The 26,036-nt window shown below is 65.6% G+C and carries 30 protein-coding genes; 21 read left to right on the forward strand and 9 right to left on the reverse strand.

Annotated features, from left to right (window positions below):
* Positions 1 to 32: 32 nt before the first annotated feature.
* Entirely contained in the window at positions 33 to 1,205 is a 1,173-nt protein-coding gene (gene hemW / locus ASG20_RS16500; protein WP_056056025.1) for a radical SAM family heme chaperone HemW, read from the reverse strand.
* A 43-nt stretch (positions 1,206 to 1,248) separates the two neighbouring features.
* Between hemW and ASG20_RS16505 the strand changes: the two genes are divergently transcribed.
* Together ASG20_RS16505 and ASG20_RS16510 are read left to right on the forward strand one after the other, a co-directional pair.
* Positions 1,249 to 1,806, forward strand: a complete 558-nt coding sequence (locus tag ASG20_RS16505; RefSeq protein WP_056055350.1) for a CAP domain-containing protein — start codon at positions 1,249 to 1,251, stop codon at positions 1,804 to 1,806.
* 154 nt (positions 1,807 to 1,960) lie between these two features.
* Positions 1,961 to 2,671, forward strand: a complete 711-nt coding sequence (locus ASG20_RS16510; RefSeq protein WP_056055354.1) for an EAL domain-containing protein — start codon at positions 1,961 to 1,963, stop codon at positions 2,669 to 2,671.
* A 128-nt stretch (positions 2,672 to 2,799) separates the two neighbouring features.
* Here the strand turns inward: ASG20_RS16510 and rdgB are convergent, their stop codons facing one another.
* Together rdgB and rph are read right to left on the reverse strand one after the other, a co-directional pair.
* Complete coding sequence (gene rdgB / locus ASG20_RS16515) at positions 2,800 to 3,435, reverse strand: RdgB/HAM1 family non-canonical purine NTP pyrophosphatase (protein ID WP_056055357.1); 636 nt, start codon at positions 3,433 to 3,435, stop codon at positions 2,800 to 2,802.
* Entirely contained in the window at positions 3,432 to 4,148 is a 717-nt protein-coding gene (gene rph, locus ASG20_RS16520) for a ribonuclease PH (RefSeq protein ID WP_056055360.1), read from the reverse strand. Before rph ends, rdgB begins: the two co-directional genes overlap by 4 nt.
* A gap of 210 nt (positions 4,149 to 4,358) precedes the next feature.
* On the opposite strand from rph, the gene hrcA reads away from it, so the two are divergent.
* The 4 genes from hrcA to ASG20_RS16540 all read left to right on the forward strand — a co-directional run bounded on the left by hrcA (position 4,359) and on the right by ASG20_RS16540 (position 7,735).
* On the forward strand, positions 4,359 to 5,402 hold the full coding sequence (gene hrcA / locus ASG20_RS16525) for a heat-inducible transcriptional repressor HrcA (protein WP_056055363.1): 1,044 nt from the start codon (positions 4,359 to 4,361) through the stop codon (positions 5,400 to 5,402).
* A 25-nt stretch (positions 5,403 to 5,427) separates the two neighbouring features.
* Positions 5,428 to 5,985: a nucleotide exchange factor GrpE gene (gene grpE, locus ASG20_RS16530; RefSeq protein ID WP_056055366.1), complete on the forward strand. Its 558-nt coding sequence runs from the start codon at positions 5,428 to 5,430 to the stop codon at positions 5,983 to 5,985.
* 180 nt (positions 5,986 to 6,165) lie between these two features.
* Positions 6,166 to 7,389 (forward strand): threonine synthase, encoded by a 1,224-nt coding sequence (locus ASG20_RS16535; protein WP_056055369.1) that lies wholly within the window; start codon positions 6,166 to 6,168, stop codon positions 7,387 to 7,389.
* Between the two features lie 106 nt (positions 7,390 to 7,495).
* Positions 7,496 to 7,735 carry a hypothetical protein gene (locus ASG20_RS16540; RefSeq protein ID WP_056055372.1) on the forward strand — a complete coding sequence of 80 codons (240 nt, stop codon included), beginning with the start codon at positions 7,496 to 7,498 and terminating at the stop codon, positions 7,733 to 7,735.
* Between the two features lie 73 nt (positions 7,736 to 7,808).
* Here ASG20_RS16540 and ASG20_RS16545 read toward each other — a convergent pair whose 3' ends face one another.
* Positions 7,809 to 8,318: a hypothetical protein gene (locus ASG20_RS16545; protein WP_056055374.1), complete on the reverse strand. Its 510-nt coding sequence runs from the start codon at positions 8,316 to 8,318 to the stop codon at positions 7,809 to 7,811.
* Between the two features lie 5 nt (positions 8,319 to 8,323).
* Positions 8,324 to 8,761, reverse strand: coding sequence for a copper chaperone PCu(A)C (locus ASG20_RS16550; RefSeq protein ID WP_056055377.1), 438 nt, complete (start codon positions 8,759 to 8,761; stop codon positions 8,324 to 8,326).
* Positions 8,762 to 8,929: 168 nt separating this feature from the next.
* Here ASG20_RS16550 and dnaK point away from each other — a divergent pair, with 168 nt between their 5' ends.
* The 4 genes from dnaK (at position 8,930) to ASG20_RS16570 (ending at position 13,117) form a co-directional block, all read left to right on the forward strand.
* Entirely contained in the window at positions 8,930 to 10,837 is a 1,908-nt protein-coding gene (gene dnaK / locus ASG20_RS16555) for a molecular chaperone DnaK (protein WP_056055380.1), read from the forward strand.
* 116 nt (positions 10,838 to 10,953) lie between these two features.
* Positions 10,954 to 12,087, forward strand: coding sequence for a molecular chaperone DnaJ (dnaJ, locus tag ASG20_RS16560; protein WP_056055383.1), 1,134 nt, complete (start codon positions 10,954 to 10,956; stop codon positions 12,085 to 12,087).
* Between the two features lie 76 nt (positions 12,088 to 12,163).
* Complete coding sequence (locus ASG20_RS16565; protein WP_168371639.1) at positions 12,164 to 12,592, forward strand: hypothetical protein; 429 nt, start codon at positions 12,164 to 12,166, stop codon at positions 12,590 to 12,592.
* Between the two features lie 72 nt (positions 12,593 to 12,664).
* Complete coding sequence (locus ASG20_RS16570) at positions 12,665 to 13,117, forward strand: TM2 domain-containing protein (protein WP_056055389.1); 453 nt, start codon at positions 12,665 to 12,667, stop codon at positions 13,115 to 13,117.
* 68 nt (positions 13,118 to 13,185) lie between these two features.
* Here ASG20_RS16570 and ASG20_RS20050 read toward each other — a convergent pair whose 3' ends face one another.
* Positions 13,186 to 13,314 (reverse strand): hypothetical protein, encoded by a 129-nt coding sequence (locus tag ASG20_RS20050; RefSeq protein ID WP_268795639.1) that lies wholly within the window; start codon positions 13,312 to 13,314, stop codon positions 13,186 to 13,188.
* A gap of 185 nt (positions 13,315 to 13,499) precedes the next feature.
* Positions 13,500 to 14,798, reverse strand: a complete 1,299-nt coding sequence (purB, locus tag ASG20_RS16575; RefSeq protein WP_082471027.1) for an adenylosuccinate lyase — start codon at positions 14,796 to 14,798, stop codon at positions 13,500 to 13,502.
* Positions 14,799 to 15,048: 250 nt separating this feature from the next.
* Here purB and ASG20_RS16580 point away from each other — a divergent pair, with 250 nt between their 5' ends.
* Complete coding sequence (locus ASG20_RS16580) at positions 15,049 to 15,501, forward strand: calcium-binding protein (protein ID WP_056055394.1); 453 nt, start codon at positions 15,049 to 15,051, stop codon at positions 15,499 to 15,501.
* Positions 15,502 to 15,572: 71 nt separating this feature from the next.
* Here the strand turns inward: ASG20_RS16580 and ASG20_RS16585 are convergent, their stop codons facing one another.
* Both ASG20_RS16585 and radC read right to left on the reverse strand, forming a co-directional pair.
* A complete protein-coding gene (locus tag ASG20_RS16585) occupies positions 15,573 to 15,785 on the reverse strand; it encodes a hypothetical protein (protein WP_056055396.1) in 213 nt (70 codons plus the stop codon).
* An 82-nt stretch (positions 15,786 to 15,867) separates the two neighbouring features.
* Entirely contained in the window at positions 15,868 to 16,572 is a 705-nt protein-coding gene (gene radC / locus ASG20_RS16590; RefSeq protein ID WP_056055399.1) for a RadC family protein, read from the reverse strand.
* Between the two features lie 86 nt (positions 16,573 to 16,658).
* Here radC and ASG20_RS16595 point away from each other — a divergent pair, with 86 nt between their 5' ends.
* From ASG20_RS16595 to uvrC, 10 genes are all read left to right on the forward strand, one after another.
* Positions 16,659 to 19,838, forward strand: coding sequence for a YdbH domain-containing protein (locus ASG20_RS16595; RefSeq protein WP_236698790.1), 3,180 nt, complete (start codon positions 16,659 to 16,661; stop codon positions 19,836 to 19,838).
* 47 nt (positions 19,839 to 19,885) lie between these two features.
* The gene (locus ASG20_RS16600) at positions 19,886 to 20,062 is read left to right on the forward strand and encodes a YnbE family lipoprotein (protein ID WP_082471058.1); all 177 of its coding nucleotides are present in this window, start codon (positions 19,886 to 19,888) and stop codon (positions 20,060 to 20,062) included.
* Between the two features lies 1 nt (position 20,063).
* Complete coding sequence (locus ASG20_RS16605) at positions 20,064 to 20,441, forward strand: YdbL family protein (protein ID WP_056055405.1); 378 nt, start codon at positions 20,064 to 20,066, stop codon at positions 20,439 to 20,441.
* Between the two features lie 293 nt (positions 20,442 to 20,734).
* A complete protein-coding gene (locus tag ASG20_RS16610) occupies positions 20,735 to 21,061 on the forward strand; it encodes an AtpZ/AtpI family protein (protein WP_056055408.1) in 327 nt (108 codons plus the stop codon).
* A gap of 70 nt (positions 21,062 to 21,131) precedes the next feature.
* A complete protein-coding gene (locus ASG20_RS16615) occupies positions 21,132 to 21,890 on the forward strand; it encodes a F0F1 ATP synthase subunit A (RefSeq protein WP_056056028.1) in 759 nt (252 codons plus the stop codon).
* 40 nt (positions 21,891 to 21,930) lie between these two features.
* Positions 21,931 to 22,158, forward strand: a complete 228-nt coding sequence (locus ASG20_RS16620) for a F0F1 ATP synthase subunit C (protein WP_031394300.1) — start codon at positions 21,931 to 21,933, stop codon at positions 22,156 to 22,158.
* Positions 22,159 to 22,215: 57 nt separating this feature from the next.
* Positions 22,216 to 22,710, forward strand: a complete 495-nt coding sequence (locus ASG20_RS16625; RefSeq protein ID WP_056055411.1) for a F0F1 ATP synthase subunit B family protein — start codon at positions 22,216 to 22,218, stop codon at positions 22,708 to 22,710.
* Between the two features lie 37 nt (positions 22,711 to 22,747).
* Positions 22,748 to 23,320: a F0F1 ATP synthase subunit B family protein gene (locus ASG20_RS16630; RefSeq protein ID WP_056055413.1), complete on the forward strand. Its 573-nt coding sequence runs from the start codon at positions 22,748 to 22,750 to the stop codon at positions 23,318 to 23,320.
* Between the two features lie 154 nt (positions 23,321 to 23,474).
* Complete coding sequence (locus ASG20_RS16635; RefSeq protein WP_056055416.1) at positions 23,475 to 23,795, forward strand: DMT family transporter; 321 nt, start codon at positions 23,475 to 23,477, stop codon at positions 23,793 to 23,795.
* Positions 23,796 to 24,107: 312 nt separating this feature from the next.
* Positions 24,108 to 26,033 carry an excinuclease ABC subunit UvrC gene (gene uvrC, locus ASG20_RS16640; RefSeq protein WP_056055419.1) on the forward strand — a complete coding sequence of 642 codons (1,926 nt, stop codon included), beginning with the start codon at positions 24,108 to 24,110 and terminating at the stop codon, positions 26,031 to 26,033.
* Positions 26,034 to 26,036: the final 3 nt, after the last annotated feature.

Consider the following 26,036-nt stretch of genomic DNA (forward strand, 5'->3'; position numbering starts at 1 on the left):
AGTCTGGGCACCCGCCTTCGCGGGTGAAAAAATTAGGCGGTAACGATCTCCGGCAGGATCGCGTCGAGGAGTAGGGCGCCGGCCTCGGTAACCCGCAATCGGCTCGGCGTGTGTGCGATCAGCCCCAACTCCTCAAGCCGAGCCACCGCAGCCAGATTCACCGGCATGACACCCGCGTTCAGCGCGGTAATCCGGTCGAGGTCGACCCCTTCGGCAAGCCGCAATCCCATCAACAACGCCTCGGTCGCTCGCGTCGAGGGGGTCAGCGGGTCCTCGACCTCCATGCCGTGGCCATTGCGTTCGATCGCCGCCAGCCAGTTCTCCGGCTTTTTCCGCCGCACCGTCGCCAGTCCGCCGCGACGCCCATGAGCGCCGGGGCCGATCCCCGCGTAATCCTGATAGCGCCAGTATGCGAGATTGTGGCGGCTCTCCGACCCCGGCCGCGCGTGGTTCGACGTCTCGTACGCCGGCAGCCCCGCGGCTGCGGTATCCGCGCGCGTCGCCTCGAACAGGTCGGCCGCCGAGTCGCCGTCCGGGATCACGATCCGGCCCGCGAGCGCTTCGGTCGCGAACCGTGTGCCCGCTTCGATCGTCAACTGGTACAGCGATAGATGCTCGGTCCCGAGACTGAGCGCGCGCGCGAGTTCGGCGCGCCAGTCGTCGAGCCGCTGGCCCGGCAGCGCATAGATCAGGTCGAAACTGACGCGGGGAAACACGCTTTGCGCGGTGGCGAGCGCGGCCTGTCCCTCGTTCACATCATGCGCGCGGCCGAGAAACTTCAAAGCCTGGTCGTCGAGCGATTGCAGTCCTAGCGACACCCGGTTCACCCCGGCGCGCGCCAGGTCGGCGAACCGCGCGGCTTCAACCGAGGAGGGGTTCGCCTCCAGCGTGATCTCGATTCCTTCCGCGAACCCCCAAGCCTTTTCCGCCGCATCCAGCACCGCAGCGACGGTCGACGGCGGCATCAGCGACGGGGTGCCGCCGCCGAAGAAGATCGACTGCAGTTTCCGCCCCGGCAATACCCTCGCCTCGTGTGCGAGATCGGTCAGGAGTGCGGCGCGCCACGCAGCCTGATCCACCTCCTCGCGAACATGGCTGTTGAAGTCGCAATACGGGCATTTCGATACGCAGAACGGCCAATGGACGTAGAGCGCGAGATCGCCCGCTGGAGGAGCGTCGGGGCTTGGTGTTTCGAAGACGGGCATTATCTGGCGCATATGGTCGCACGGGGCGGCCGAAGGAAGCGCAATGACTGCACGGTTGGGTTGGGCGCTTGCCGCGATGCTTGCGATCGCGGGGTGTGCACAGGGTCCGGAACGCGTCGTCGAGCGCCGCGATACGATGAAGCCGGCCCCCCGCGGGGCGGCGCTGCTCAAGGCGGCGATGATCGACGGCCACAACGCCGCGCGGGCCGCGGTCGGCGTTGCGCCGTTGACGTGGAGCGATACGCTGGCGACTACCGCGCGTGTCTATGCCGAGCAGATGGCGCGGACCCGGAAGTTCGCGCACGCACCGCAGCCGCAGGGCATGACGCGCGAGGGCGAAAATCTGTGGACCGGCACGCGCTATGCGTACGCGTACACCGAGATGATGGGCCACTGGGTCGCGGAGAAGCGCGATTTCATTAACATGCCGACCCCCGGGTTCAGCCGCACCGGCAATTTCGAGGACGTCGCGCACTACACGCAGATCGTCTGGCGCGGCTCAACGCAGGTCGGCTGCGCGATGGCGAGCAACACGACCGACGACTATCTCGTCTGTCGCTATTCACCGCCGGGAAATGTCGTTGGCGAGCGTGCGTATTGATCTGGAGCAAGCGATGACCGCGGTGGCGGTCGCACTTTCTTAAGTGGACCTAGGTTAACCTGGCTTAATGACCTCACCATCTCATTCTGATGTGCCGCGTTCCGGTGGTTGTGCCGGTTGCCGCGACGGCGCTGGCCTGACCTTCGGCTTCTCGATGGCGTTCCAGCCGATTGTCGATATCGAGACCGAGACCGTCTTCGCCTATGAAGCGCTGGTGCGCGGGCCCGAGGGGCAGTCGGCGGCGAGCGTGCTCTGCCAGGTCGATGCGGAGAACCTCTACGCGTTCGACCAGCAATGCCGGGTGCGTGCGATCGCGGCGTCGGTGAAGGCCGGGCTGCTCGATACGCCCGCGCGGCTGTCGATCAATTTCCTCCCGAACGCAGTCTATTCGCCGGCGGCGTGCATCCAGCTGACGCTGAAGACGGCGCGCGCGGTCGGGTTGCCGACCGATCGCCTTATCTTCGAGTTTACCGAGAACGAGGAGATGCTCGATCCTGTGCATGTCGCGAACATCATCGCGACGTATCAGAAGATGGGCTTCGGGACGGCGCTCGACGATTTCGGTGCGGGGCATGCCGGGCTTAATCTGCTCGCGCGGTTCCAGCCTGGCATCATCAAGCTCGACATGGAGCTGATCCGCGACATCGATACGAGCCTGCCGCGGCGGATGATCGTCGAGGGCATGCTGCGGATGTGCACCGCGCTGGGGATCACGGTGATCGCCGAGGGGGTCGAAACGCTCGGCGAGTTCGAGGCGCTGCGGGGGCTCGGTGTGCGGTACATCCAGGGGTATCTGCTGGCGAAACCGGCGTTCGAAGCGCTGCCTGCGGTGACGTGGCCGGTGAAGCAGGCGATCGCAGTCTGATCCGCACACCTCCTCCGTCATCCTGACGAAAGTCAGGATCCAGAGTAACGGGCGGTGCCCTTAATGGCTCTGGATCCTGACTTTCGTCAGGATGACGGGACGGCGAGGGGCTTCCCCCGCCTGGCCGCTCAGAACACCGCGGCTTCGAGCAGCTTGAACGCCTCGTTTCGATGGCTGATCGCGTTCTTCGCCTCGTGCGGGAGTTCGGCGTAGGTCTGGTCGTAGCCCAGCGGCACGAACACGGGGTCATAGCCGAACCCGACATTGCCGCGCGGCGGCCAGGTCAGCGTGCCCTCGGCGCGACCTTCGAACCATTCGACGTGACCATCGGGCCATGCCAGCGCCAGCACGCTGACGAAGTGCGCGCCGCGCGTTGCGTCCGGACCCTTGGCGACGACCGCGTCCTCGACCTTCTGCATCGCCATCATCCAGTCGCGGCCGTTGGGGGTTTCTGCCCAATCCGCCGTGTAGACGCCTGGGTCACCACCCAGCGCATCGACGCAGAGCCCGCTATCGTCGGCGAGCGCGGGATAGCCCGACAGGTCAGCGGCCGAGCGCGCCTTCAGTTCGGCGTTCGCGAAGAAGGTCGTGCCCGTCTCGACGGGCTCCGGCAGATCGAGCTCGGCGGCGGAGACGACTTCGAGTCCCCGTCCTTCCAAAAGCGCCGCAATTTCGCGAACCTTGCCCTTGTTGTGGCTGGCGATGACCAGTTTGCCCGGCTGCAGCTTGCGGATCGCCTGCGGTTCCTTGCCCTCGCCGCTCACTTGGCGACGGCTTTCGCCTGCGCCGCGAAAATGTCGGTGCAACCGATCCGCGCGAGACGCAGCAGGCGGAGCAGCGCCTCCTCGTCATAAGTCGCGCCCTCGGCGGTCGCCTGCGCCTCGGCGATGTTGCCGTTCTCCAGCAGCACGAAGTTCGCGTCCGCATCCGCGCCCGAATCCTCGATATAGTCGAGGTCGAGTACCGGATTGCCCTGGTAAATCCCGCAGCTGATCGCCGCGACCTTCTGCGTCAGCGGGTCGGCGGTCAGCTTGCCGCTCGCGAGCAAGCCATCGATCGCGAGCCGGAGTGCGACCCAGCCGCCCGAGATCGACGCGGTGCGCGTGCCGCCATCCGCCTGGATCACGTCGCAGTCGATCACGATCTGGCGCTCGCCGAGCAGCTTGAGGTCGACGACGGCGCGAAGGCTACGCCCGATCAGCCGCTGGATCTCCTGCGTGCGGCCCGACTGCTTGCCCTTGGCGGCTTCGCGGTTGTTGCGCGTGTTGGTAGCGCGCGGGAGCATGCCGTATTCGGCGGTCACCCAGCCTTCGCCCTTGCCGCGCATGAACGGCGGGACCTTCTCCTCGACGCTGGCGGTGACGAGCACCTTGGTGTCGCCGAAGCCGATCAGGACGGAGCCCTCGGCATGCTTGGTGAAGCGCGGCTCGATCGTGATCGCACGCATCTGGTCTGGGGCGCGGCCGGATGGGCGCATAGTCTTATCCTAACGGGAGTGAGTGGTTGCCCGCTGCCTAGCCTTTCGTTTGGTCGCTCGCCAGCCTTCCCCGTCATCCTGACGAAAGTCAGGACCCAGAGCCACGAAGGATAGCCCTCGGTTATTCTGGATCCTGACTTTCGTCAGGATGACGGGTGAGGAGGGTGCATTCCTCTTTGTCCGTCCGTCGATCCGCCCTAGATCAAAGCGATGGCCACGCCCCCCGTCACCGAACTGACCGATCGCGCGCGCGACATTTTTCGCGCCGTCGTCGACAGCTATCTCGCCAGCGGCACGCCGGTCGGGTCGAAGACGATCGCGCAACTCACCGGTCTCAGCCTCTCGCCCGCCTCGATTCGCGGCGTGATGGGCGAGTTGGAAGGCCTTGGCCTGCTTGCCAGCCCGCATACCAGCGCCGGCCGGATGCCGACCGACAGGGGCTTGCGGCTGTTCGTCGACGGCATGATGCAGGCGATGGAGCCGTCGTTCGAGGAGCGCCAGACGATCGAGGCCCGCGCCGGCGTCGGCGGTCCGGTCGAGGAAGCGCTCGCCGCGACGACGCTCGCGCTGTCGGGGCTGTCGGCCTGCGCAGGGCTGGTGATGGTCCCCAAGCGCGAGCTGAAGCTGCGCCAGATTGCGTTTGTGGCTTTGTCGCCCGAACAGGCACTGGCGGTACTGGTCAGCGAGGACGGTTCGGTCGAGAACCGCGTGATCGCGCTGCCTAAGGGCATGTCGCCGTCGGCGCTGGTCGAGGCGGGAAATTACATGTCGGCGACGCTCGGCGGCCTGACGCTGGCGGATGCGCGGACCCGGATCGAGCGCGAGCTGGCGGACGGGCAGGCGGCGCTCGACGGCGCGGCGCGGACGCTGGTCGAGCGCGGCATCGCGGTGTGGAGCGAGGATGCGGATCGTCGCCCGGTGCTGATCGTGCGCGGGCAGGGGCGGCTGATCGACGCCGCCGCCGCCGCCGATCTCGACCGGGTCCGCGACCTGCTCGACGATCTCGAGGGAAAGCAGGAAGTCGCATCGCTTCTGGACAGCGCGCGGGCCGGGGATTCGACGCGGATTTTCATCGGCGCGGAGACCAAATTGTTCGCGTTGTCAGGGTCTTCGGTGATCGCCAGGCCGTTCCGCGGATTGGACGGGCGGGTGGTCGGCGTGGTCGGTGTCATAGGCCCGACGCGGTTGAACTATGCGCGCGTCGTGCCCATGGTGGATTTCACGGCTGCAACGCTCGCCCGGTTGATGGGTTGAGCCGGCCCAAATTATAGGGAAAACCATGTCCGACATCGACCAGAACACGCCTGCAGACCTGCGCGAAGAGACCGGCCTTCGTGAGGAAACAGCCGGGGCCGCGCCCGAAGTGGCCTCGAACGACCGCGTCGCCGAGCTCGAGAACCAGCTGGCGGAAGCCAAGCAGAACGTCCTCTACGCGCAGGCCGAGATCCAGAACGTCCGCCGCCGCGCCGAGAAGGAAGCCCAGGACGCCCGCGCCTATGCCGCGACGGCGTTTGCGCGCGACGTGCTGTCGGTTGCCGACAACCTGTCGCGGGGCCTGTCGGCGATCCCGGCCGACTTGCGTGCGGACGACAAGATGAAGGGGCTCGTCACAGGGCTCGAGGCGACCGGTCGCGAGCTGGAGAGCGTGTTCCAGCGCCACGGCATCACCAAGATCGTCGCGGAGGGCCAGATGCTCGACCCGAACAAGCACCAGGCAATGCTGGAAGTCCCGAGCGATCAGCCCGCGGGTACGATCGTCCAGGAGATGCAGGCGGGCTACATGATCAAGGACCGCCTGCTGCGTCCCGCCATGGTCGGCGTCGCCAAGGCCGGCTAATCCTCCCCGGAACGGGGAGGGGGACCGCCACGCGCTTGCGTGGTGGTGGAGGGGGTTCACCTCCCACGTACCATCTGCGGCCGGGGCGCTGTTACGTCGAGCGTTACGAACGCGGCACGCCCCCTCCACCAGCTGCGCTGGTCCCCCTCCCCTTGCAGGGGAGGATTTGAAAGTCAGTTCATGAACCAGAACCTCACCGCTGATCGCCAGACCTTCGTCACGCATCTCGAATGCTCGATCACCGGCGAGCGGTATGAGGCGGATCAGCTTCATGGGCTGTCGCGCGCCGGGCGGCCTTTGCTCGTCCGCTACGACCTCGACGCGGTGCGGTCCGCGGTTTCGCGTGACACGATCGAGGCGCGGCCGACCGACCTGTGGCGCTGGCGCGAGCTGCTGCCGGTTCGCCACACGTCCAACATCGTCAGCCTCGGCGAAATCGAGACGCCGCTGGTGCCGCTCACCAAGTCCGGCGGCCCCAACGTACTGGTCAAGGACGAAGGCCGCCTCCCGACCGGCTCGTTCAAGGCGCGTGGCCTCGTCATGGCGGTCGCGATGGCGAAGGAACTGGGCGTCACCAAGATCGCGATGCCGACCAACGGCAATGCGGGCGCGGCGCTCGCCGCCTACGCCACCCGCTGCGGGATCGAGACGATCGTGTTCTGCCCCGACGACACGCCCGAGATCAACGTCCGCGAGATCGCGATGCAGGGCGCGCGGGTCTGGCGGGTCAACGGCCTGATCGACGATTGCGGCGCGATCGTCGGCAAGGGCGCCGCGGAAGGCCGCTGGTTCGATTTCTCGACGTTGAAGGAGCCCTATCGGATCGAGGGCAAGAAGACGATGGGGCTCGAACTCGCCGCGCAGTTCGGCTGGAAACTGCCGGATGCGATCTTCTATCCGACCGGTGGCGGCACCGGGCTGATCGGCATGTGGAAGGCGTTCGACGAACTTGAGAAGCTTGGCTGGATCGGCTCGGAGCGGCCCAAGATGTTCGCGGTGCAGGCAAGCGGCTGCGCGCCGATCGTCCGCGCGTTCGAGGCGGGCGAGGAGCATGCCGAGCGCTGGGAAGACGCCAGCACCGTTGCCGCCGGCATCCGCGTGCCGAAGGCGGTCGGCGACTTCCTGATCCTCCGCGCGGTACGCGAGAGCGGAGGGCAGGCGCTCGCGGTCGGCGATCCGGCGATCCTGAAGGCGGTCGACGCGGCGGCGAAGCAGGACGGGCTGCTGCTGTGCCCCGAGGGCGGCGCGACGCTCGCGGCGTATCATCAGGCGCTGAACACCGGGTTGGTCGACGAGGACGACAAGGTCGTTCTTTTCAATTGCGCGACCGGCTTGAAATATCCGATGCCCGAGGCGCCGCAAGCGCTTGATAGAACACGACCTATCGATTTCGACGCGCTGTAAACGGCGCATTTCTGCCGATCGGGTGGTCTCGATATACCAGATCGGTGGTTGAAATTGATCCATGTTGGCTGCAACGGGGCGCCCTTATTTACAAAAGGGGTTCCCAATGCAGAAAATCATCCAGGTCGTTTGTGTCGTGCTCATCGCCGCCGCGGTGATGTTCGGCGGGCGTTGGTACATGTACGTCGCGCGCGGTTCGAGCCCGTATGACGAGGTCGGCATCGCGTTGAACGGCTATGCACCGGGGCCGATGCGCGCTTGGGGCTGCCACAAGATGCAGGCGCGGTTCTCGGGCCAGTTGCCGCCTTACGGGTGTGCCGGGCCGGATGGTCGTAGCTGGCTGTAACGTTAGGCCCGTCATCAAATACTCCGTCATCCTGACGTAAGTCAGGATCCAGAGCCGCAGCCGTCGCGCTTAGTTACTCTGGATCCTGACTTTCGTCAGGATGACGGGCGGGTTTGAGGTTACGCGCAGGCGTGAAGGGCAGCACCGTCTCGTATTGCGCGAGCGGCGGTGCGCCCGCCACCTTCGCGCCCGCACGCAGCAGGAAGGCATGCCGCACGATCTCGCCCTGTTGCTCGATACCGTAGCGGTGCAGCGCCACGCCCGGCCGGAACGCGTAGTCGTACCGACACCAGGGATGCCGCGCCAAGGGCAGGAACACGCCGCGCTGGTGCTGCCAGATATGCGTCATCTCGTGGACGAAAAGCCCCTGCAACGTCAGGTTCGCGTGCGCGAAGTCGTCGCACCAGAGGTCGCCCTTGGGGTGGAAGTGGATGCAGCCGCGGGGCGCCATCACCGTATCGCGCGGCTGAAAGAACGCCCATTTGCTGCGCGCCAGACTTACCGAAGAGTAATCGATCGCACCCCCGAACACCGATGCCGCGAGCGCCGTCTCCCCCTCGGTAAGCCCGCGCCTTGAACCCACTCGGGTCACTTACCCGCCGGGGTCCCCGCCGCGACCACGGTCGCGTTGTTCAAGATCCGCGTCCCGTCTGCGAACGCGAACGTCAGCATCACGCGATCGGCAGGCTTGATCCCGGAATTCATGTTGAACAGCATCACATGCCGCCCACCCGGCGCGAACGCTACGTCCGTGTTCGCCGGAATCTCCACGCGGGTCAGCGGCGTCATCGTCGACAGGCCGCCCTTGTCCATCGTCTCGTGCATCTCCGACTTGATCGCGACGTCGGTGGTGGCAGAGATCAGCGTCGTCGGAACCGGCCCGCCATGCACCGTGAAATACGCCGCCGCCGGTCGGCCCGTCACCGCGCCAAGCCGCACCCAGGCCCCGTCCACGGCGAGTTCCTTCGGCTGCGAACACGACGCCAGTGCCATAGCGGCAACACCCAGTCCGAAAACGATACGCATAGGTTAACTTTCCCCGGGGGTTGCCTCTTGTGCATCCTATGACCGGTACAATCTTGCGGCAAGCGCGAGGCCACCTATATCGCGCCCATCATCAGAAAGGTTCCGCCTCCGAAACGGGGTGGAGCGGATTTCGTATTTTCGTTTCAAGTGAGGGGCTAATCAGAACTCATGGCTAAAGTAATCGGTATCGATCTCGGCACGACCAACAGCTGCGTTTCCGTCATGGAAGGCGGCAAGCCCAAGGTCATCGAGAATTCCGAGGGCGCGCGCACCACGCCGTCGATCGTCGCGTTCGCCAAGGACGGCGAGCGACTGGTCGGCCAGCCGGCCAAGCGCCAGGCAGTGACGAACGGCGACAACACCATCTTTGCGGTGAAGCGCCTGATCGGCCGTCGCTTCGACGATCCGATCACCAAGAAGGACACCGAGCTGGTCCCGTACAAGATCTCGCGTGGGCCGAATGGCGACGCTTGGGTCTCGGCCGGCGGCAAGGATTACTCGCCGTCGCAGATTTCGGCGTTCACGCTGCAGAAGATGAAGGAAACCGCCGAGTCGTATCTCGGCGAGACGGTCACGCAGGCGGTCATCACCGTTCCCGCGTACTTCAACGATGCCCAGCGTCAGGCGACCAAGGACGCCGGCCAGATCGCTGGCCTCGAAGTGTTGCGCATCATCAACGAGCCGACTGCGGCGGCGCTGGCTTACGGCCTCGACAAGCAGGACGGCAAGACGATCGCGGTCTACGATCTCGGCGGCGGCACGTTCGACATCTCGGTGCTCGAGATCGGCGACGGCGTGTTCGAGGTGAAGGCCACCAACGGCGACACGTTCCTGGGTGGTGAGGATTTCGACAACAAGATCGTCCAGTATCTCGCCGACGAGTTCAAGAAGGCCGAGGGCATCGACCTCGCCAAGGACAAGCTGGCGCTGCAGCGTCTGAAGGAAGCCGCCGAGAAGGCGAAGATCGAGCTCAGCTCGGCGCAGTCGACCGAGGTCAACCTGCCCTTCATCACCGCGGACCAGAACGGCCCGAAGCATCTGGTGAAGTCGATCACCCGCGCCGACCTGGAGCGGATGGTCGAGGACCTGGTCAAGCGTACGCTCGAGCCTTGCCGCAAGGCGCTTGCCGATGGCGGCCTGAAGCCCGAGGACATTTCCGAAGTCGTGCTGGTCGGCGGCATGACCCGCATGCCGCGCGTGCGTGAAGTCGTGAAGCAGTTCTTCGGGAAGGAGCCGCACACCGGCGTCAACCCGGACGAGGTCGTCGCGATGGGCGCCGCGATCCAGGCCGGCGTGCTGCAGGGCGACGTCAAGGACGTGCTGCTGCTCGACGTGACGCCGCTTTCGCTCGGCATCGAGACGCTGGGTGGCGTGTTCACCCGGATGATCGATCGCAACACGACGATCCCGACCAAGAAGTCGCAGACCTATTCGACCGCCGACGACAACCAGGGCGCGGTGACGATCCGCGTGTTCCAGGGCGAGCGCGAGATGGCCGCCGACAACAAGATGCTCGGCAATTTCGATCTCGTCGGCATCCCGCCCGCACCGCGCGGTGTGCCGCAGATCGAGGTCACGTTCGACATCGATGCCAATGGCCTCGTCAGCGTTTCGGCCAAGGACAAGGGCACCGGCAAGGAGCAGCAGATCCGCATCCAGGCTAGCGGCGGCCTGTCGGACAACGACATCGACCAGATGGTCCGCGACGCGGAGACCTTCGCCGAGGAGGACAAGAAGCGTCGTGCGGGCGCCGAGGCGAAGAACAACGCCGAGTCGCTGGTCCACACCACCGAGCGTCAGCTGGCGGATAACGGCGACAAGGTCGACGAGTCGCTGAAGACCGAGATCCAGGCTGCGATCGACGCGACCAAGGCTGCGGTCGAGAGCGGCGATGCGGACGCGATGACCGAGAAGAGCACCGCGCTCGCTCAGGTCGCGATGAAGCTTGGCCAGGCGATCTACGAGAAGCAGGCCCAGGCGGACGCATCGCCGTCGGCCGACGGTGACGCGGCGAAGAAGGACGACGACGTCGTCGACGCCGAGTTCTCGGAAGTCGACGACAACCCGAAGGCGTAACCGACGTCCCCCTCTCCCCGTCGGGGAGAGGGTCGGGGTGAGGGGCAGTACCGAGAGGGGCCGCGTGTGGCGCCCCTCTCCCAACCCTCTCCCCGGAGGGGAGAGGGCTTGAGATCATGAGTACCCAGACAGATTATTACGAACTGCTCGAATGCGAGCGGACCGCGGATGCGGGGACGATCAAGTCGTCCTACCGCAAGCTCGCGATGAAATATCACCCGGACAAGAACGCCGGCTGCAAGGATTCCGAAGCGCAGTTCAAGGCGGTCAGCGAGGCGTACGAGTGCCTCAAGGACCCGCAGAAGCGCGCGGCCTATGATCGATTCGGCCATGCCGCGTTCCAGAACGGCGGCGGCGGTGGTCACGGTGGCGGCGCGCAGGATTTCGGCGGCTTCAGCGACATCTTCGAAAGCGTCTTCGGCGAGTTCATGGGCGGCGCACAGCGCGGCGGTGGCCGGTCTGCGGCACGACGCGGTGCGGACCTGCGCTACGACATGGAAGTCAGCCTGGAGGAAGCGTTCCATGGCAAGACGACCGAGATCACGATCGACGTCTCCGCGCTCTGCGACACCTGCGACGGGTCGGGCGCCAAGGCCGGGACGCGCGCGAAGACCTGCCAGCATTGCGGCGGGCATGGGAAAGTCCGTGCGCAGCAGGGCTTCTTCGTGGTCGAGCGTGCCTGCCCGGTCTGCAACGGCGCGGGCGAAGTCATCGCCGACCCATGCCCGGATTGCCGCGGCGAAGGTCGCGTCGAGAAGACCAAGACGCTGTCGATCAACGTCCCCCCCGGCGTCGACGAAGGCACGCGGATCCGCATGTCGGGCGAAGGCGAGGCGGGCGCCCGTGGCGCACCGTCCGGCGATCTCTACATCTTCCTCCACGTGACCAAGCACAATCTGTTCGAGCGCGAAGGCACGACCTTGTTCGCGCGCGCACCGATCAGCTTCACGGTCGCGTCGTTGGGTGGATCGCTCTCGATCCCCGGCCTCGACGGTCGCACGCACGAGGTGAAGATCCCCGCCGGCATCCAGTCGGGCAAGCAACTCCGCCAACGCGGCGCCGGCATGCCCGTCCTGCAAGGCCGCGGCCACGGCGACCTCGTCGTCCAGATCGACGTCGAAACCCCCACGCGTCTCAGCAACCGCCAGAAGGAACTACTCGAGATGTTCCGCGAGACGGAAACAGGCGACGAATGCCCGGCCAGCCAAGGCTTCTTCGCCAAGCTGAAGGGCGTGTTCGCGGGGGAATAAGTTAGACTAGGATACTGAACTAAAGGGGGGCGCAATGCTGGCATGTCTTTTCACCGCGATCACCTGTTGGCTGGTCATGGCCACCGCCCCCCAGACGCCGATCGGCAAGGCACTGCGCCAAGCGCTGATCGATAGGCCTGCGGCGCGGTTGGCACGGTGCACGCGGGGCGATGCTGCCGTCATGTTCCTGCTCATGTTGACCGCCGCGATGGTCACGCTCGTCGGCGAAGGCGACGGTATCAGGCTGCTCACGCTGGCCGCCCCCGATGTCGCGATCTGGATCACGACGTTCGAAATTTCAGCCTATGTCGACATTCTCATGGCGCTGGCCGCTGCAGCATCCAGCTTGCGTTTCCGGAGCTTCATGACCCGCCAACTCAGCGTATTCACTCGCCGCCCGGCTGCAAAAGCGCACAAGCGCGCGATCCGCTCGCGGAAAACGCGATCGACGAATGCAGACAACGACGAAGACAGACATTGGCGTCAAACCGCGCTCGCCGCCTGACGTGGGGAATGAGTTCGGGCTTGCCTCATCCGCATCATCCGCCAAAATGAATCCCGAACACCGAGGAATGATATGCGCGGACAGGTTTTAGGCGTCGATCCCCGCACGGGCGAAGGGCTCGTCGCAGGACAGGACGGACAACGTTACCGGTTCGCTCGCGAGGATTGGGCGCATCGCGGCGAACCCGCAATCGGTCTGGAAGTCGATTTCGAGGCTGCCAACGATCGCGCGCTCAGCGTCTTCCCGATGCCGACTGCGCCGGGCCCGAGGCGCGCCGTGCCGCCCGAGACACTCCCGACCAACGATCGCAACAAATACGTCGCGGCGGTGATGGCGTTCGTGATCGGCACGCTGGGCATCCACCGCTTCTATCTCGGCCGGACCGGCTCGGGAATTGTCATGCTGGTGCTCACCATCACGGTGATCGGTCTGGTCATCAGCGCGCCCTGGGCGCTGATCGACATGATCCGCTACCTAATGATGTCCGACGAAGAGTTCGCCGCGCGCTATCTGCGCAAGCGGTAATTATGCGCGGGTCTTGAAACTGCCGGCCTAGCCGCGCCCCCTTGGAAGGGGGCGGGCGGGCCGATGGATCAGAAGGCGGTAATGACCACCCCGACCACCAGCGCTTGAGCCGCGATCGCCAGCATGGTGCTGGTCACGGTTTCGAACATGCGCATGGGTAGGTCTCCGATGCCGGAACAATATCCGGCAAGCGGCATATGGGCTTAGTTGCGCGTTGTCGCAATTTTGTAACACGTAATCGCAATTGCGTTGCGTGCACTTTGGCGCGGATCGGTTACCGTCCAGCTTCATCCGTCATCCTGACGAAAGTCAGGATCCAGAGCCAAGCAGGACGGTGTTTCGTTACTCTGGAACCTGACTTTCGTCAGGATGACGAGGGGAATCAGGCCGCGCCGAACACCCGGGTGAAGATCGTGTCGACGTGCTTCAGGTGATAGCCAAGGTCGAACTTGTCCTCCAGTTCGACATCGCTCAGCGTCACTTCCGGATCCGCCTTCAGCAGTTCGAGCAGCGACAGCGCGCCGTCCGAATCCCACACCTTCATCGCATTGCGCTGGACCAGCCGATACGCGTCCTCACGGCTCACACCCGCCTGAGTCAGCGCCAGCAGCACGCGCTGCGAATGGACGAGGCCGCCCATCTTGTTGAGGTTCTTCAACATCCGCTCGGGGTACACGACCAGCTTGTCCATCACCCCGGTCAGCCGCGCGAGCGCGAAGTCGAGCGTGATCGTCGCATCCGGGCCGATGTAGCGCTCGACCGACGAGTGCGAGATATCGCGCTCATGCCAGAGCGCAACGTTCTCCATCGCCGGCGTCACATACCCGCGGACCATCCGCGCGAGGCCGGTGAGGTTCTCGGTCAGCACAGGGTTGCGCTTGTGCGGCATCGCCGACGAACCCTTCTGGCCGGGCGAGAAGAACTCCTCCGCCTCGAGCACTTCGGTACGCTGCAGATGGCGCACTTCGGTCGCGAGCCGCTCGATCGAGCTGGCGATCACGCCCAAGGTCGCAAAGAACATCGCATGGCGATCGCGCGGGATCACCTGCGTCGAGACCGGCTCGACCGACAGCCCGAGTTTGCCCGCGACATACTCTTCCACGAACGGATCGATGTTCGCGAACGTCCCCACCGCGCCCGAGATCGCACACGTCGCGACATCCTCGCGCGCCGCCACCAGCCGTGCGCGGTTGCGCGCGAACTCGGCGTGCGCCTGCGCCAGCTTCAGCCCGAACGTCACGGGTTCTGCGTGGATGCCGTGGCTGCGGCCGATCGTCGGCGTCATCTTGTGCTCGCGCGCGCGGCGTTCGAGCACCACCAGCAACGCGTCGAGATCAGCGATCAGGATATCGCTCGCCTTGGCCAGCTGCACCGCGAGGCACGTGTCGAGCACATCGGACGAGGTCATGCCCTGGTGCATGAAGCGCGCTTCCGGCCCGACATGCTCGGCGACGTTGGTCAGGAAGGCGATGACGTCGTGCTTGGTCTCGCGCTCGATCTCGTCGATCCGGTCGACTTCGAACGCACCCTTTTCCCAGATCGCGGCGGCGGCGTCCTTGGGGACTACGCCGAGTTCGGCGAGTGCGTCGGTGGCGTGCGCCTCGATCTCGAACCAGATCTTGAAGCGCGCTTCGGGCGTCCAGATCGCGACCATGTCGGGGCGGGAATAGCGGGGGACCATCGGGTTTCCTCGGTGCTGATATCGGGCGTGAAAGCGATGCTGCGGTGGCGGTCCCCGTTACGAGGCCTCGCCGATGCAGGCTGAAAACGCGGTAGCAGGACGCAGGAAAAGGTTCAAATACCCCTCGCTGCGTAGCAAGCCGGCGATCGTGCGCGTATAAGGTTGGTGAGTGGTTCGCGGTGCGGAGTATATATAAGGCTCGGTCGTCGAACGACTTAGTAGATGCGTAGAACAGTACCGGAGAGACGCAATGTTGAAATATGCTATCCTGGCTGGCGCGGTGATGCTTGCTGCACCCGTATTGGCGCATACCGCTGCAACATCCCCACAAGCGCCCGCGTCCGGTGGCGGTGTTGCTGCGCAGGCGGCGCAGTCTGATCCGATGGCGACTCCGCAGTCCGGTACGCCGACCGACCCGGTGCCGATGCAGTCCGCCGCACGCGAGCAGCCGGCGACGGGGAGTCAGGTCGCCCAGGTCGTCGACACCGAGTTCCCGACCTATGACAAGAACGGCGACGGCAAGCTCAGCGCGGCGGAATTCGCTGGCTGGATGGTCGCGCTGAAGACCAAGACCGATCCCTCGACCAAGCCAGATGCGCCCGAGACCAAGAAATGGGTCTCCGCCGCCTTCGCGCAGGCCGATACCGACAAGAACAAGTCGCTGACTAAAACCGAAGTGACCAGTTTCCTGACGCAAGGCTGATCGATACAGCGGATCAGGGGGCGACTTTCAACAATCCCTGATCCGCCAAGGCCGCAAGACAGGCCTGCCGATCAACTCGATTTGCGAGCCGCGCGTTCCTTTTCGGCCTGCGCCTCGATCAGGATCTGGCCTTGCGCTTCGACCGCGGCATCCAGCAGACGATCGGAGGTCTCGACGGCGGCATCGGGCGTCAGCGATACCGCGACGCCGTCCGGCCCATCGACCAGAACCTGACCGTGTTCCGCGGTTACGGTCGAGGCTTCGTCGTGTAACTTGTTGTCCACATGCAATTCCTTCGATGAGACAACGAAGGCGCGCGCGAAACGGCCCGGACTTTGAAGGAACTTACACGCTTATCTAGTTGCGTCAGATCAACCCCTGCGCGCGCAGGCTGACATGGCCGCCGGTGCCCATCACGATATGGTCGTGGACGGTGATGCCGAGCCGTTTGCCTGCCTCGGCAATCGTCCGCGTGATGTCGATGTCGGCGCGGCTGGGGGAGGGGTCGCCGCTCGGGTGATTGTGAACGAGGATGATCGACGCGGAGCCGAGGTCGATCGCGCGCCGGATCACCTCCCGCACATACACCGCGGCCTGGTCGATCGAGCCCTTGCTCATCACCTCGTCGCGAATCAGCATGTTCTTGGTGTTGAGATGGAGCACGCGAAAGCGCTCGATCGCGTGGTGCGCCATGTCCGCGCGAAGATAGTCGAGCAGCGCCCGCCAGTTGGCGAGCACCGGCCTATCGCTGACGTGCGATTGCAGCAGGCGGATCGCGGCGGCATGCGCGATCTTGATCGCCGCGGTCGAGATCTCGCCCATGCCCTTAACCCGGCCGAGCGCCTCGGCATCCGCGGTCAGCACGCCGCCGATCCCGCCGAACTCGCGCATCAGCGCCTTGGCGAGCGCCTTGGTGTCGCCGCGGGGGATGGCGATCGCGAGCAGGTATTCGATGAGTTCGTGGTCAAGCAGCGCGTCGCCGCCGCCTTCGAACAGGCGTTTGCGGAGGCGACCACGATGTCCCTTCAGATCGTCCCCCCGGACGTCAGCGTCTTCGTCCGGATCGGCCATTTTGCGATGCTAGCACATCCCTGGGCAATTGCATGACGCCCTCGCTCCCGCCTATGCAGGCCGCGAAAGCGTAGCGGAGTGAGTGGGTGACCGAGACGAGCGAGACGGGGGCCGACCCCGGGGCCCATCCTCGCCGTCCTGCGACTGCTCGCCGCGTCGCGCTGGGGATCGCGTTGCTGCTGATCGCCGCGCTGGTCGTGCTGTGGCTGGTACGGAAGCCGATCGCCGAGGGGTTCATCGACCGCGAACTCGCCAAGGCGGGCGTGCCTGCGCGCTACGACATCGCCGACCTTGCGCTGGGCGGACAGCGTCTGACGAACGTCGTGATCGGCGATCCGGCGCATCCCGATCTGGTCGCCGACTGGGTCGAGACGCGGACCGGCGTCGGCTTGTCGGGGCCGTATCTGGAGGGCGTACGCGCGGGGAAGGTCCGGCTGCGCGGGCGACTGGTGGACGGCAAGGTCTCGCTCGGCGCGATCGACAAACTGCTGCCGGCGCCATCGGGGAAGCCGTTCGCGTTGCCCGCGCTCGACGTGTCGGTTGCCGATGGGCGGATGCGGTTGGAGACGCCGCAGGGGATCGTCGGGTTGAAGCTGGCAGGCTCCGGCAAGCTCGACGACGGGTTTCGCGGGTCGTTGGCAGCGATCAGTGAGCGGCTCGATGTCGGCGGGTGCGTGATCAACCGGCTCGCGGCGACGATGAAGTTGCGGATCGATGCGGCGAAACCGACGATCACGGGGCCGGTGCGCGTGTCGCGGTTCGCCTGCGGGACGACGCAGGCGGAGCGGATCGTGGCCGATCTGGACGTCGGACTCTCTGCGGCGCTCGATCGCTGGCAGGGCAAGGCGACGCTCAAGACTGGCGCGGCACGGACGCCGGGTGCGACTTTGGCCGGCGCCGGGGGCACGATTGACTTCACCGGAACCGCGGCGGCGACCGGGGGCAAGGCAGACATCGCCGCCGATACCGTTCGCACCACCGAGGGCGGCGCGCGCCGGGTGGCGTTCGCGGGTACCTACCGGATCGGTAAGCAGATCGCGTTCGACGGGCGCGTCCAGGCGAGCGGTGCCGCGGTGGCGCAGAAGCGACTCGCGGGGCTAGCGGGCATCGGCGGTGCGGCCGCGGGGACGCCCGTCGCGCCGTTGGCGAGTGCGGTGACACAGGCGATCCAGAAGGCCAGCCGCGGATTTGCCGCGGACGCCGACCTTCGCGTGCGGATCGATGGCGGACGCGGCAAGGCGATTCTGTCCCGTCTCGCGCTGGCCTCCGCCAGTGGTGCGCGCGTGGCGCTTGGCGGCGGGAGCGGGGTCGCGTTCGGCTGGCCGAACGGCGGCGTGCGGCTCGATACGGTGCTCGCGATGCGCGGCGGCGGTTTGCCCGAGGCGCGCGTGTCGCTGGCGCAGGCGAAACCCGGCGCGGCGATCCGCGGCGTTGCCACCATCGCGCCCTATGCGGCGGGCGGCGCGCGACTGGCGCTGACGCCCGTCACCTTCAGCGCGACGCCGGGCGGGGCAACCTCGATCGCGACGCGCGTCACGCTCGGGGGACCGATCGGTGCGGGCGGTTCCGGCAACCGGGTCGATGGTCTGTCGATGCCGGTTGCGGCGCTGTGGGATGGACGCGGACGGCTGGTCGTCAACACCGATTGTGTGCCTTTGGCAGTCCAGCGCTTCGCGATATCCGGGTTGGTGCTCGATCCGTCGCGGCTGACATTGTGCACGCTTGATGGCGCGCTGGTGCAGGTCAATGGCGCGCGGGTCAGCGGCGGCGCGAAGATCGCCGCGGCCAAGCTGGGTGGGCGACTCGGCACTACCCCGATCACGCTTGCGACCGCGGGAGCGACCGTGCGGCTGGCGGATCGCGGCTTTGCGATAGACGGCGTGCAGACCCGGATCGGCGCGCCGGAACGTGTCACGCGACTCGATTTCGCCACCGTCACGGGCCGCATTACCGGTCAGGGCGTGACGGGCGCGTTCACGGGTGGCTCGGGACAGATTGCCAACGTGCCACTGCTGCTCGGCGAAGCCGCCGGCGACTGGACGCTCGTCAAAGGCGCGCTCAACCTCACCGGCGCGATGGGGGTATCCGATGCCGCGCCGACCCCGCGCTTCAAGCCGCTTGCTGCCCGCAGCGTTACGCTGGCGCTCGTCAATGGCACGATCACCGCGGCGGGCACGCTGTTCGAACCGACCACCAACACCAAGGTCGCCGACGTTACGCTGACCCACGCTCTGGGTGCCGGCGCAGGCAAGGCCGACCTCGCCGTACCCGCGATCGCGTTCGCCAAGGACAGGCTGCAACCCGACGCGCTGACCCCGTTGACCTTCGGCGTGATCGCCGACGTCAACGGATCGGTCAGCGGCGAGGGGCATATCGCCTGGAACCCCGACGGCGTGACCAGCACGGGCGTGTTCCGCACCGCCGGCACCGATCTCGCCGCTGCGTTCGGCCCGGTCACGGGAATCGCCACCGAGATCCGCTTCACCGACCTGCTCAACCTCCAGAGCGCGCCGGGGCAGGTGGCGACTATCCGCACGCTCAACCCCGGCATCCCGGTCACCGACGGCACGGTCCGTTACCAGACGCTGCCCGGCGCGCGCGTGCAGGTCGAGGGCGGGTCGTGGCCGTTCGCGGGCGGATCGCTGACGCTCGACCCGACGCTGCTCGATTTTTCCGCGCCGAAAGAGCGGCGGATGACGTTCCACGTCGTCAACATGGCCGCCGACCAGTTCCTGCAACAGTTCGATTTCAAGAATCTCGATGCGACCGGGATCTTCGACGGCGTGCTGCCGATGATCTTCGACGAAACGGGCGGCCGGATCGAAGGCGGCGATCTGCAGGTGCGCAAAGGCGGCGGCACGCTCGCCTATGTCGGCGATCTCAGCCAGAAGGATCTCGGCATGTGGGCGAACATCGCGTTCCAGGCGCTGAAGTCGCTGCGGTATCAGTCGTTGCGCGTCGGCATGAACGGGCCGCTCGCGGGCGAGATGGTCACCGACGTGCGCTTTGCCGGGATCAGCCAGGGTGAGGGGGCGAAGTCGAACTTCATCGTCCGCCGCCTGCAAAAGCTGCCGTTTGTGTTCAATATCCGGATCAAGGCGCCGTTCCGCGGGCTGCTCGACTCGGCGCAGAGCTTTTACGACCCGAAGCGGCTGATCCAGCGCAACCTGCCGGCGTTGTTGCAACAGCAGGCCGCGCCGCCGCCGCCCAACCCAACGCCCAAACTTCCAACCATTCAGCCTCCCGCAAGCAGGATCGTGCCATGACCGAAACAGGATTGAAGAAGCTGGAGCAAAGGCCGATCTTGCGCAGGATGACGAGGACGATCGCGATTTTCGGGCTGACGGCGGCCTTGCCGGGCTGCATCAACGTGTCGGCGCCCGACAAGCCGATCGAGATCAACCTCAACATCAACGTCACGCAGGAAGTGGTCTATCGCCTCGATGGCGAGGCGAAATCGTTGATCCAGCAGAATCCGGGGATATTTTGATATGAAGAAGGTCATTGCCATGATTGCCGCAGCCGCGGTTCTCGGCGGCCTTTCGGTAGCGGCGTCGGCGCAGCGCGATCCGGCTTACGCGGCGGCGCGTGCGGGTGGCGAGGTCGGCGAGCAGCCCGACGGCTATCTCGGCCTGGTCGGTGCGGCGAGCGGCGACCTGCGTGCGCTGGTCAACAACATCAATATCCAGCGCAAGTCGGCTTACACGGCGAAGGCGCAAGCGAGCGGCGCGACGGTCGAGCAGCTTGCGTTCACGAGCGGCTGCAACCTGATCCTGCAGACTAACCCCGGCGAGAAGTACAAGACGCCCAACGGTGTCTGGAAGACCCGCACCGCCGGCGCCCCCGAACGCGATTCGCGCTGCGTTTGAGCTGAAGTGCTCCCCTCCCTGACAAGGGAGGGGCTGGGGGTGGGTAGGCTGCTTGGGATCCGTGACGCCAGCCAACCGGCCGACCCACCCCCGGCCCCTCCCTTCCAGGGAGGGGGGAAGAAGTCGGCTTCCATCTAACCGGAGCCGTCGCGGCAAATCCCATCCGTCCTCCCATTAATGACGCCCGTGTCACACCGGTTGACTTGCACCCCCCCCTTTTCTAAACGGACCGCGCCTTGGCGGGATCGCTCGTCGCTGCTTGCTTCCTCCCCGATGCGTAATCAGGTGGAGGAATGTGCGTGGCGGAGATCGAACCCGGACAGGACCCCCAGGGTGTTGAAGATCCGCGACTTTCCGCGCTCGATGAGCGATTGCGAGAGGCGCAGCATCGGGAAACGCTCGCAAAGGGGCAGAAGGGGGCGGATGCCGAGCGGGGTTACTCGCAAGGCAATCGCGTCATTTCCGCTCTCATCGGGAGTCTTGTCGGCAGTGCGCTGATCGGGTGGTTGATAGACCATTGGTTCGGCACTGGCCCTTGGGGGCTGATCGTGCTGCTGTTCCTCGGGATAGCGGTCGCGTTCAGGCAGATCATTCGAATTTCAGGCGAACGCCCGGAGTAACCGGGCGTTTGTCGTATCAAGACGGCAGGGATTCCACGTGGCGGCAGAACAGGGCGGCAAGATCGATCCGATGCACCAGTTCCTGATCGAGCCGGCGTTCGGCTCGCACTGGATCGTTGGTGGCTATGACCTGTCGTTCACCAACTCCGCATTGTGGATGGTGGTGACGCTGGTCGCGCTTTGGGCGTTCATGATCGGTGGCATGAAGCGCGAGCTCGTGCCCGGTCGCTGGCAGATGGCGGTCGAGGGCTTCACCGGCTTTATCTCGGGCATGCTCGAGCAGAATGTCGGCCCCGGCGGCAAGCGCTTCGTGCCGTACGTCTTCTCGCTGTTCATGTTCATCCTGTTCGCGAACATCATCGGGCTCCTGCCGTTCGGCATCGTCCCCGGCGTGCACCCGTTCACCGTGACCAGCCACATGACCGTCACCGGCGTGCTGGCGCTGATCAGCTTTGCGATCGTGTTGCTCGTTGGCTTCGGCAAGCACGGCTTTCACTTCTTCTCGCTGTTCGTGCCGAGCGGTACGCCCGCACTGATGATCCCGCTGATCTTCGTGGTCGAGCTGATGTCGTTCCTGGTGCGTCCGTTCTCGCTCGGTCTGCGACTGTTCGTGGCGATGACCGCGGGGCATATCCTGCTCAAGGTGCTGGCCGCGTTCGTGATCAACGGCCTGAACCTCGGCGGGATGTATATCGGCCTGGTGAGCGCGCCGAGCATGCTGCTGATGATCGGCATCACGCTGCTCGAGCTGCTGGTTGCCGCGATCCAGGCATATGTGTTCGCGTTGCTGACGTCGGTATATCTGAACGACGCCGTAAACCTTCACTAAGTTTTCTATTTACCTAACTGATTTTCAAAGGGAATTTATCATGGACGTCAACGCAGCAAAGATGATCGGCGCCGGCCTCGCAGCGATCGGCATGGGCCTCGCGGCACTCGGCGTGGGCAACGTGTTCGCTCAGTTCCTCGCCGGCGCTCTGCGCAACCCGGGCGCAGCCGACAGCCAGCAGGGCCGTCTGTTCATCGGTTTCGCAGCAGCCGAGCTTCTGGGTCTGCTCGCATTCGTCACCATGATCATCCTGGTGTTCGTCGCCTAACCACTCGCTGATTTGGCCGGGCAACCGCGCCCGGCCGGATTAACGCAGGACAGACCAATGCCCCAGATTGCCCAGATAGCCGCCACCTACGCTTCGCAGATCTTCTGGCTGCTCCTCACCTTCGGCATCCTGTATTTCGGGATCGGCAAGGGAATGGTGCCGAAGATCGTGTCCAACGTGGACTCGCGCGAAGGCAAGATCGCAGGCGATCTGGCGGCGGCGGTCGCTGCCCGTACGCAGGCCGATACGGTCCAGGCGAACTGGCAGGCCGAAATGGACGCGGCCCGCGTTGCGGCGCAGGCCGAGACCGCGGCAGCAGCCAAGCGTGCGGCGACCGCGTTCGAGCAGCAGGTCCATGCGGCCGATGCCGAACTCGCCGAGCGTCTGGGTCATCACGATCTGGCGGTCGCGAACGCAAAGGCCGAGGCACTCTCGAACTTGCAGGGCGTAGCGGCCGAAGCAGCACAGCAATTGGCCGCCAAGGTCGCCGGCCTCCAGGTCAGCCTGGACGCGGCGACCGACGCGGTACGCAGGACGACGGCGCATGGCTAATCCAGATTCGGCCGCAAAGGTCATCCACGAAGAGGGCATGGCGCCCGAAGGTGCGATCGACAACCAGGGCCTCCAGGGTCACACGACCGCGCCCGGCGGCGTCGAGCATGTGCCCGATCCGACCGCGCTCGGCCTGACCTCGACCGGCTGGGTCGCGGTGGCGATGATCGTCGTCATTCTGCTGATGATCTGGAAGAAGGTTCCAGGCATGATCGGCAAGATGCTCGATACGCGCATCGCCGGCATCCGCACGCAGCTCGACGAAGCCAAGGCGCTTCGTGCCGAAGCCGAAGCGATCCGCAGCGAATACGAGGCGAAGGCCAAGACCGCGCACGTCGAGGCTGAGGCGATGAAGGCCCATGCGCACCACGAAGCCGCGGCGATCATCGCCAAGGCCAAGGCTGGCGCCGAAGACCTCATGACCCGCCGCGCGAAGATGGCCGAGGACAAGATCGCCGCCGCCGAGCGCGCCGCGATCGCCGAAGTCCGTGCGCGGGCCGCCGATGCCGCGGCCAAGGCTGCCGGCATCCTCATCGCCGAGCATCACGACGCCGCCGCCGACCGAATGATGGTCGACCGCTCGATCTCCGGTCTCAGCCGCCTGAACTAATCCTGCTCCTCTCCCCTTGGGGAGAGGAAGGGGCCCGCTGCGAAGCAGGGGGAAGGTGAGGGCACGCCCCTCCCACGACCATCATTATTGACGGCCGTCTCTTCCCGGGTTTCCGGCGGCCGAGTCTCCAATCTGAGCCCGTTGGAGAATACCTATGTCCTGGCTCATCCTGGCGGTCGCCGTCGTCACCGAAATCTGCTGGGCGCTCAGCCTGAAATGGGCGGCCACCGTCGCCACGTGGCAGGCCTCCACCGTCCCGATCATCCTCAGCTTCGTCAACATGGGCCTGCTCGCGCTCGCGATGCGCGGCCTCCCCGCCGGCACCGCCTACGCAATCTGGACCGGCGCGGGCGCGATCGGCGTCATCATCGGCGGCGTCATCCTGTTCGGCGACAAGGTCAGCGGCATCCAGGCCTGCTTCATGGCCCTGACCGTCGTCGGCATCGTCGGCACCAAGGTCTTCGCCCAAACCTAACTCTCGTTGCCCGTAGGGCATGAAGAAGGTTGATTCACGCGAAGGCGCAAAGGCGCGAAGAGAAGGTGGGTTCACGCAGAGACGCGGAGACGCGGAGGTGTTGGACACGGGGCTGACGGACCGGCTAGCTTTAAGCCGATACAAGCCTTCGGCAGTTTGAGAGCGACCGCCGCACTGCTCGAATCTTCTCTCCGCGGCTCCGCGTCTCCGCGTGAACGAACTGCTCCTTTCTCTTCGCGCCTTTGCGCCTTTGCGTGAACATCACTGCCTTAAGCTGGCATAACCCCCTCGCACTCCCTAGATTCCTTCGCGATGTCCTCCCCCAATTCCCCCGACCGGTTCAACGAAGACAAATCGACTTTCGCCGTCCGCGGTGGTGGTGAAGCGCCAGACCTCGCGGCCGGCGTTGCGGCGATCCGCAACGTGCTCGACACGCTGCCGATCCGCCCCGGCGTCTACCGCATGCAGGACGCGCGGGGCGACGTGCTGTACGTCGGCAAGGCGCGCGCGCTTCGGAACCGCGTGGCGAACTACGTCCAGGTCGAGCGACTGACGAAACGCCTACAGCGAATGGTGTCGCAGACGCGGTCGATGACGATCGTTACCACCAATAACGAGGCCGAGGCGCTGCTGCTCGAATCGCAGCTCATCAAGCGGTACCGCCCCGCCTACAACGTGCTGCTGCGCGACGATAAGAGCTTCCCGTTCATCCTCCTGCGCGACGACCACGCCTTCCCACGTGTCCAGAAACACCGCGGCGCGCGCCGGGCGAAGGGCAATTACTACGGCCCGTTCGCCAGCGCCGGGTCGGTCAACAACACGCTGAACGCGCTCCAGAAGCTGTTCCTCCTGCGCAGCTGCACCGACAGCTTCTTCAAGACCCGCGACCGCCCGTGCTTGTTGTATCAGATCAAGCGCTGCTCCGCGCCGTGCGTCGGCCGGATCGACGAGGCCGCGTACAGGGAACTGACCGAAGATGCGAAGGCGTTCCTCGGCGGCAAGTCGACCGGCGTGCAGGCCAAGCTCGGCGCGCAGATGCAGGCCGCGGCCGAGAACATGGACTTCGAACTCGCGGCACTGCTCCGCGATCGTCTTCGCGCGCTCACCTTCATCCAGGGCACGCAGGCGATCAACGCGGAGGGCGTGGGCGACGCCGACATCTTCGCGATGGCGTGCAAGGACGGGCTGATCGGCATCCAGGCGTTCTTCATTCGCGGCGGCCAGAACTGGGGTCATCGCAGCTTCTTCCCGCAGCATACCAACGACGTCCCCGAGGACGAGGTGCTGACAAGCTTCCTCGGCCAGTTTTACGAAGAGGTCCCGCCCCCCAAGCAGATCCTGCTCGACCGCGAACTGACGGAAGGCGCACTGCTGGCCGAAGCGCTAGGCGAGCGCGCCGGCTACAAGATTGCGTTGCAGGTCCCGCAGCGCGGCGATCGCCGCCGCCTGATGGACCAGGCCAAGCGCAACGCGATCGAGGCGATCGAGCGCCGCCAGGCCGAATCGACCACGCAGGCGAAACTCCTGCGCGAAGTCGCCGACCTGTTCGACCTCGCCGAGCCGCCAGAACGCATCGAGATCTACGACAACAGCCACATCCAGGGCACCGCCGCGACCGGCGCGATGGTCGTCGCGGGTCCCGAGGGGTTCCGCAAAGGCCAGTATCGAAAGTTCAACATCAAGAACAAGGATACCGCGCCGGGCGACGATTTCGCGATGATGCGCGAAGTCTTCACGCGGCGGTTTTCGCGCGCGCAGGCCGAGGACCCCGATCGCGATTCGGGCGACTGGCCGGATTTGGTCCTGATCGACGGCGGCAAGGGACAACTCAATACGGTCAAGGCCGCGCTCGAGGAGATCGGCGTCGAGGACGTGTGCCTGGTCGGGATCGCCAAGGGCCCCGAACACGGTCGCGATGGCCGTGAGGTGTTCCACATGCTCGACGGTCGCGAGTTCCAGCTCCCCGTCAACGCGCCGGTCCTGTTCTACCTCCAGCGTCTTCGCGACGAGGTCCACCGGTTCGCGATCGGCGTCCACCGCGACAAGCGCAGCAAGGCGATCGGCGCCAGCCCGCTCGACGAAGTGCCCGGCATCGGTCCCGCACGGAAGAAGGCGCTGCTGATGCACTTCGGCACCGGTCGTGCCGTGCGCAACGCGAGCCTCCAGGACCTCCAGCAGGCGCCGGGCGTCTCGGCTGGGGTCGCGCAACAGGTCTACGATTTCTACCATTCGCGCTGACCT

The organism is Sphingomonas sp. Leaf198 (genome assembly GCF_001424005.1).
GTDB lineage: Bacteria > Pseudomonadota > Alphaproteobacteria > Sphingomonadales > Sphingomonadaceae > Sphingomonas.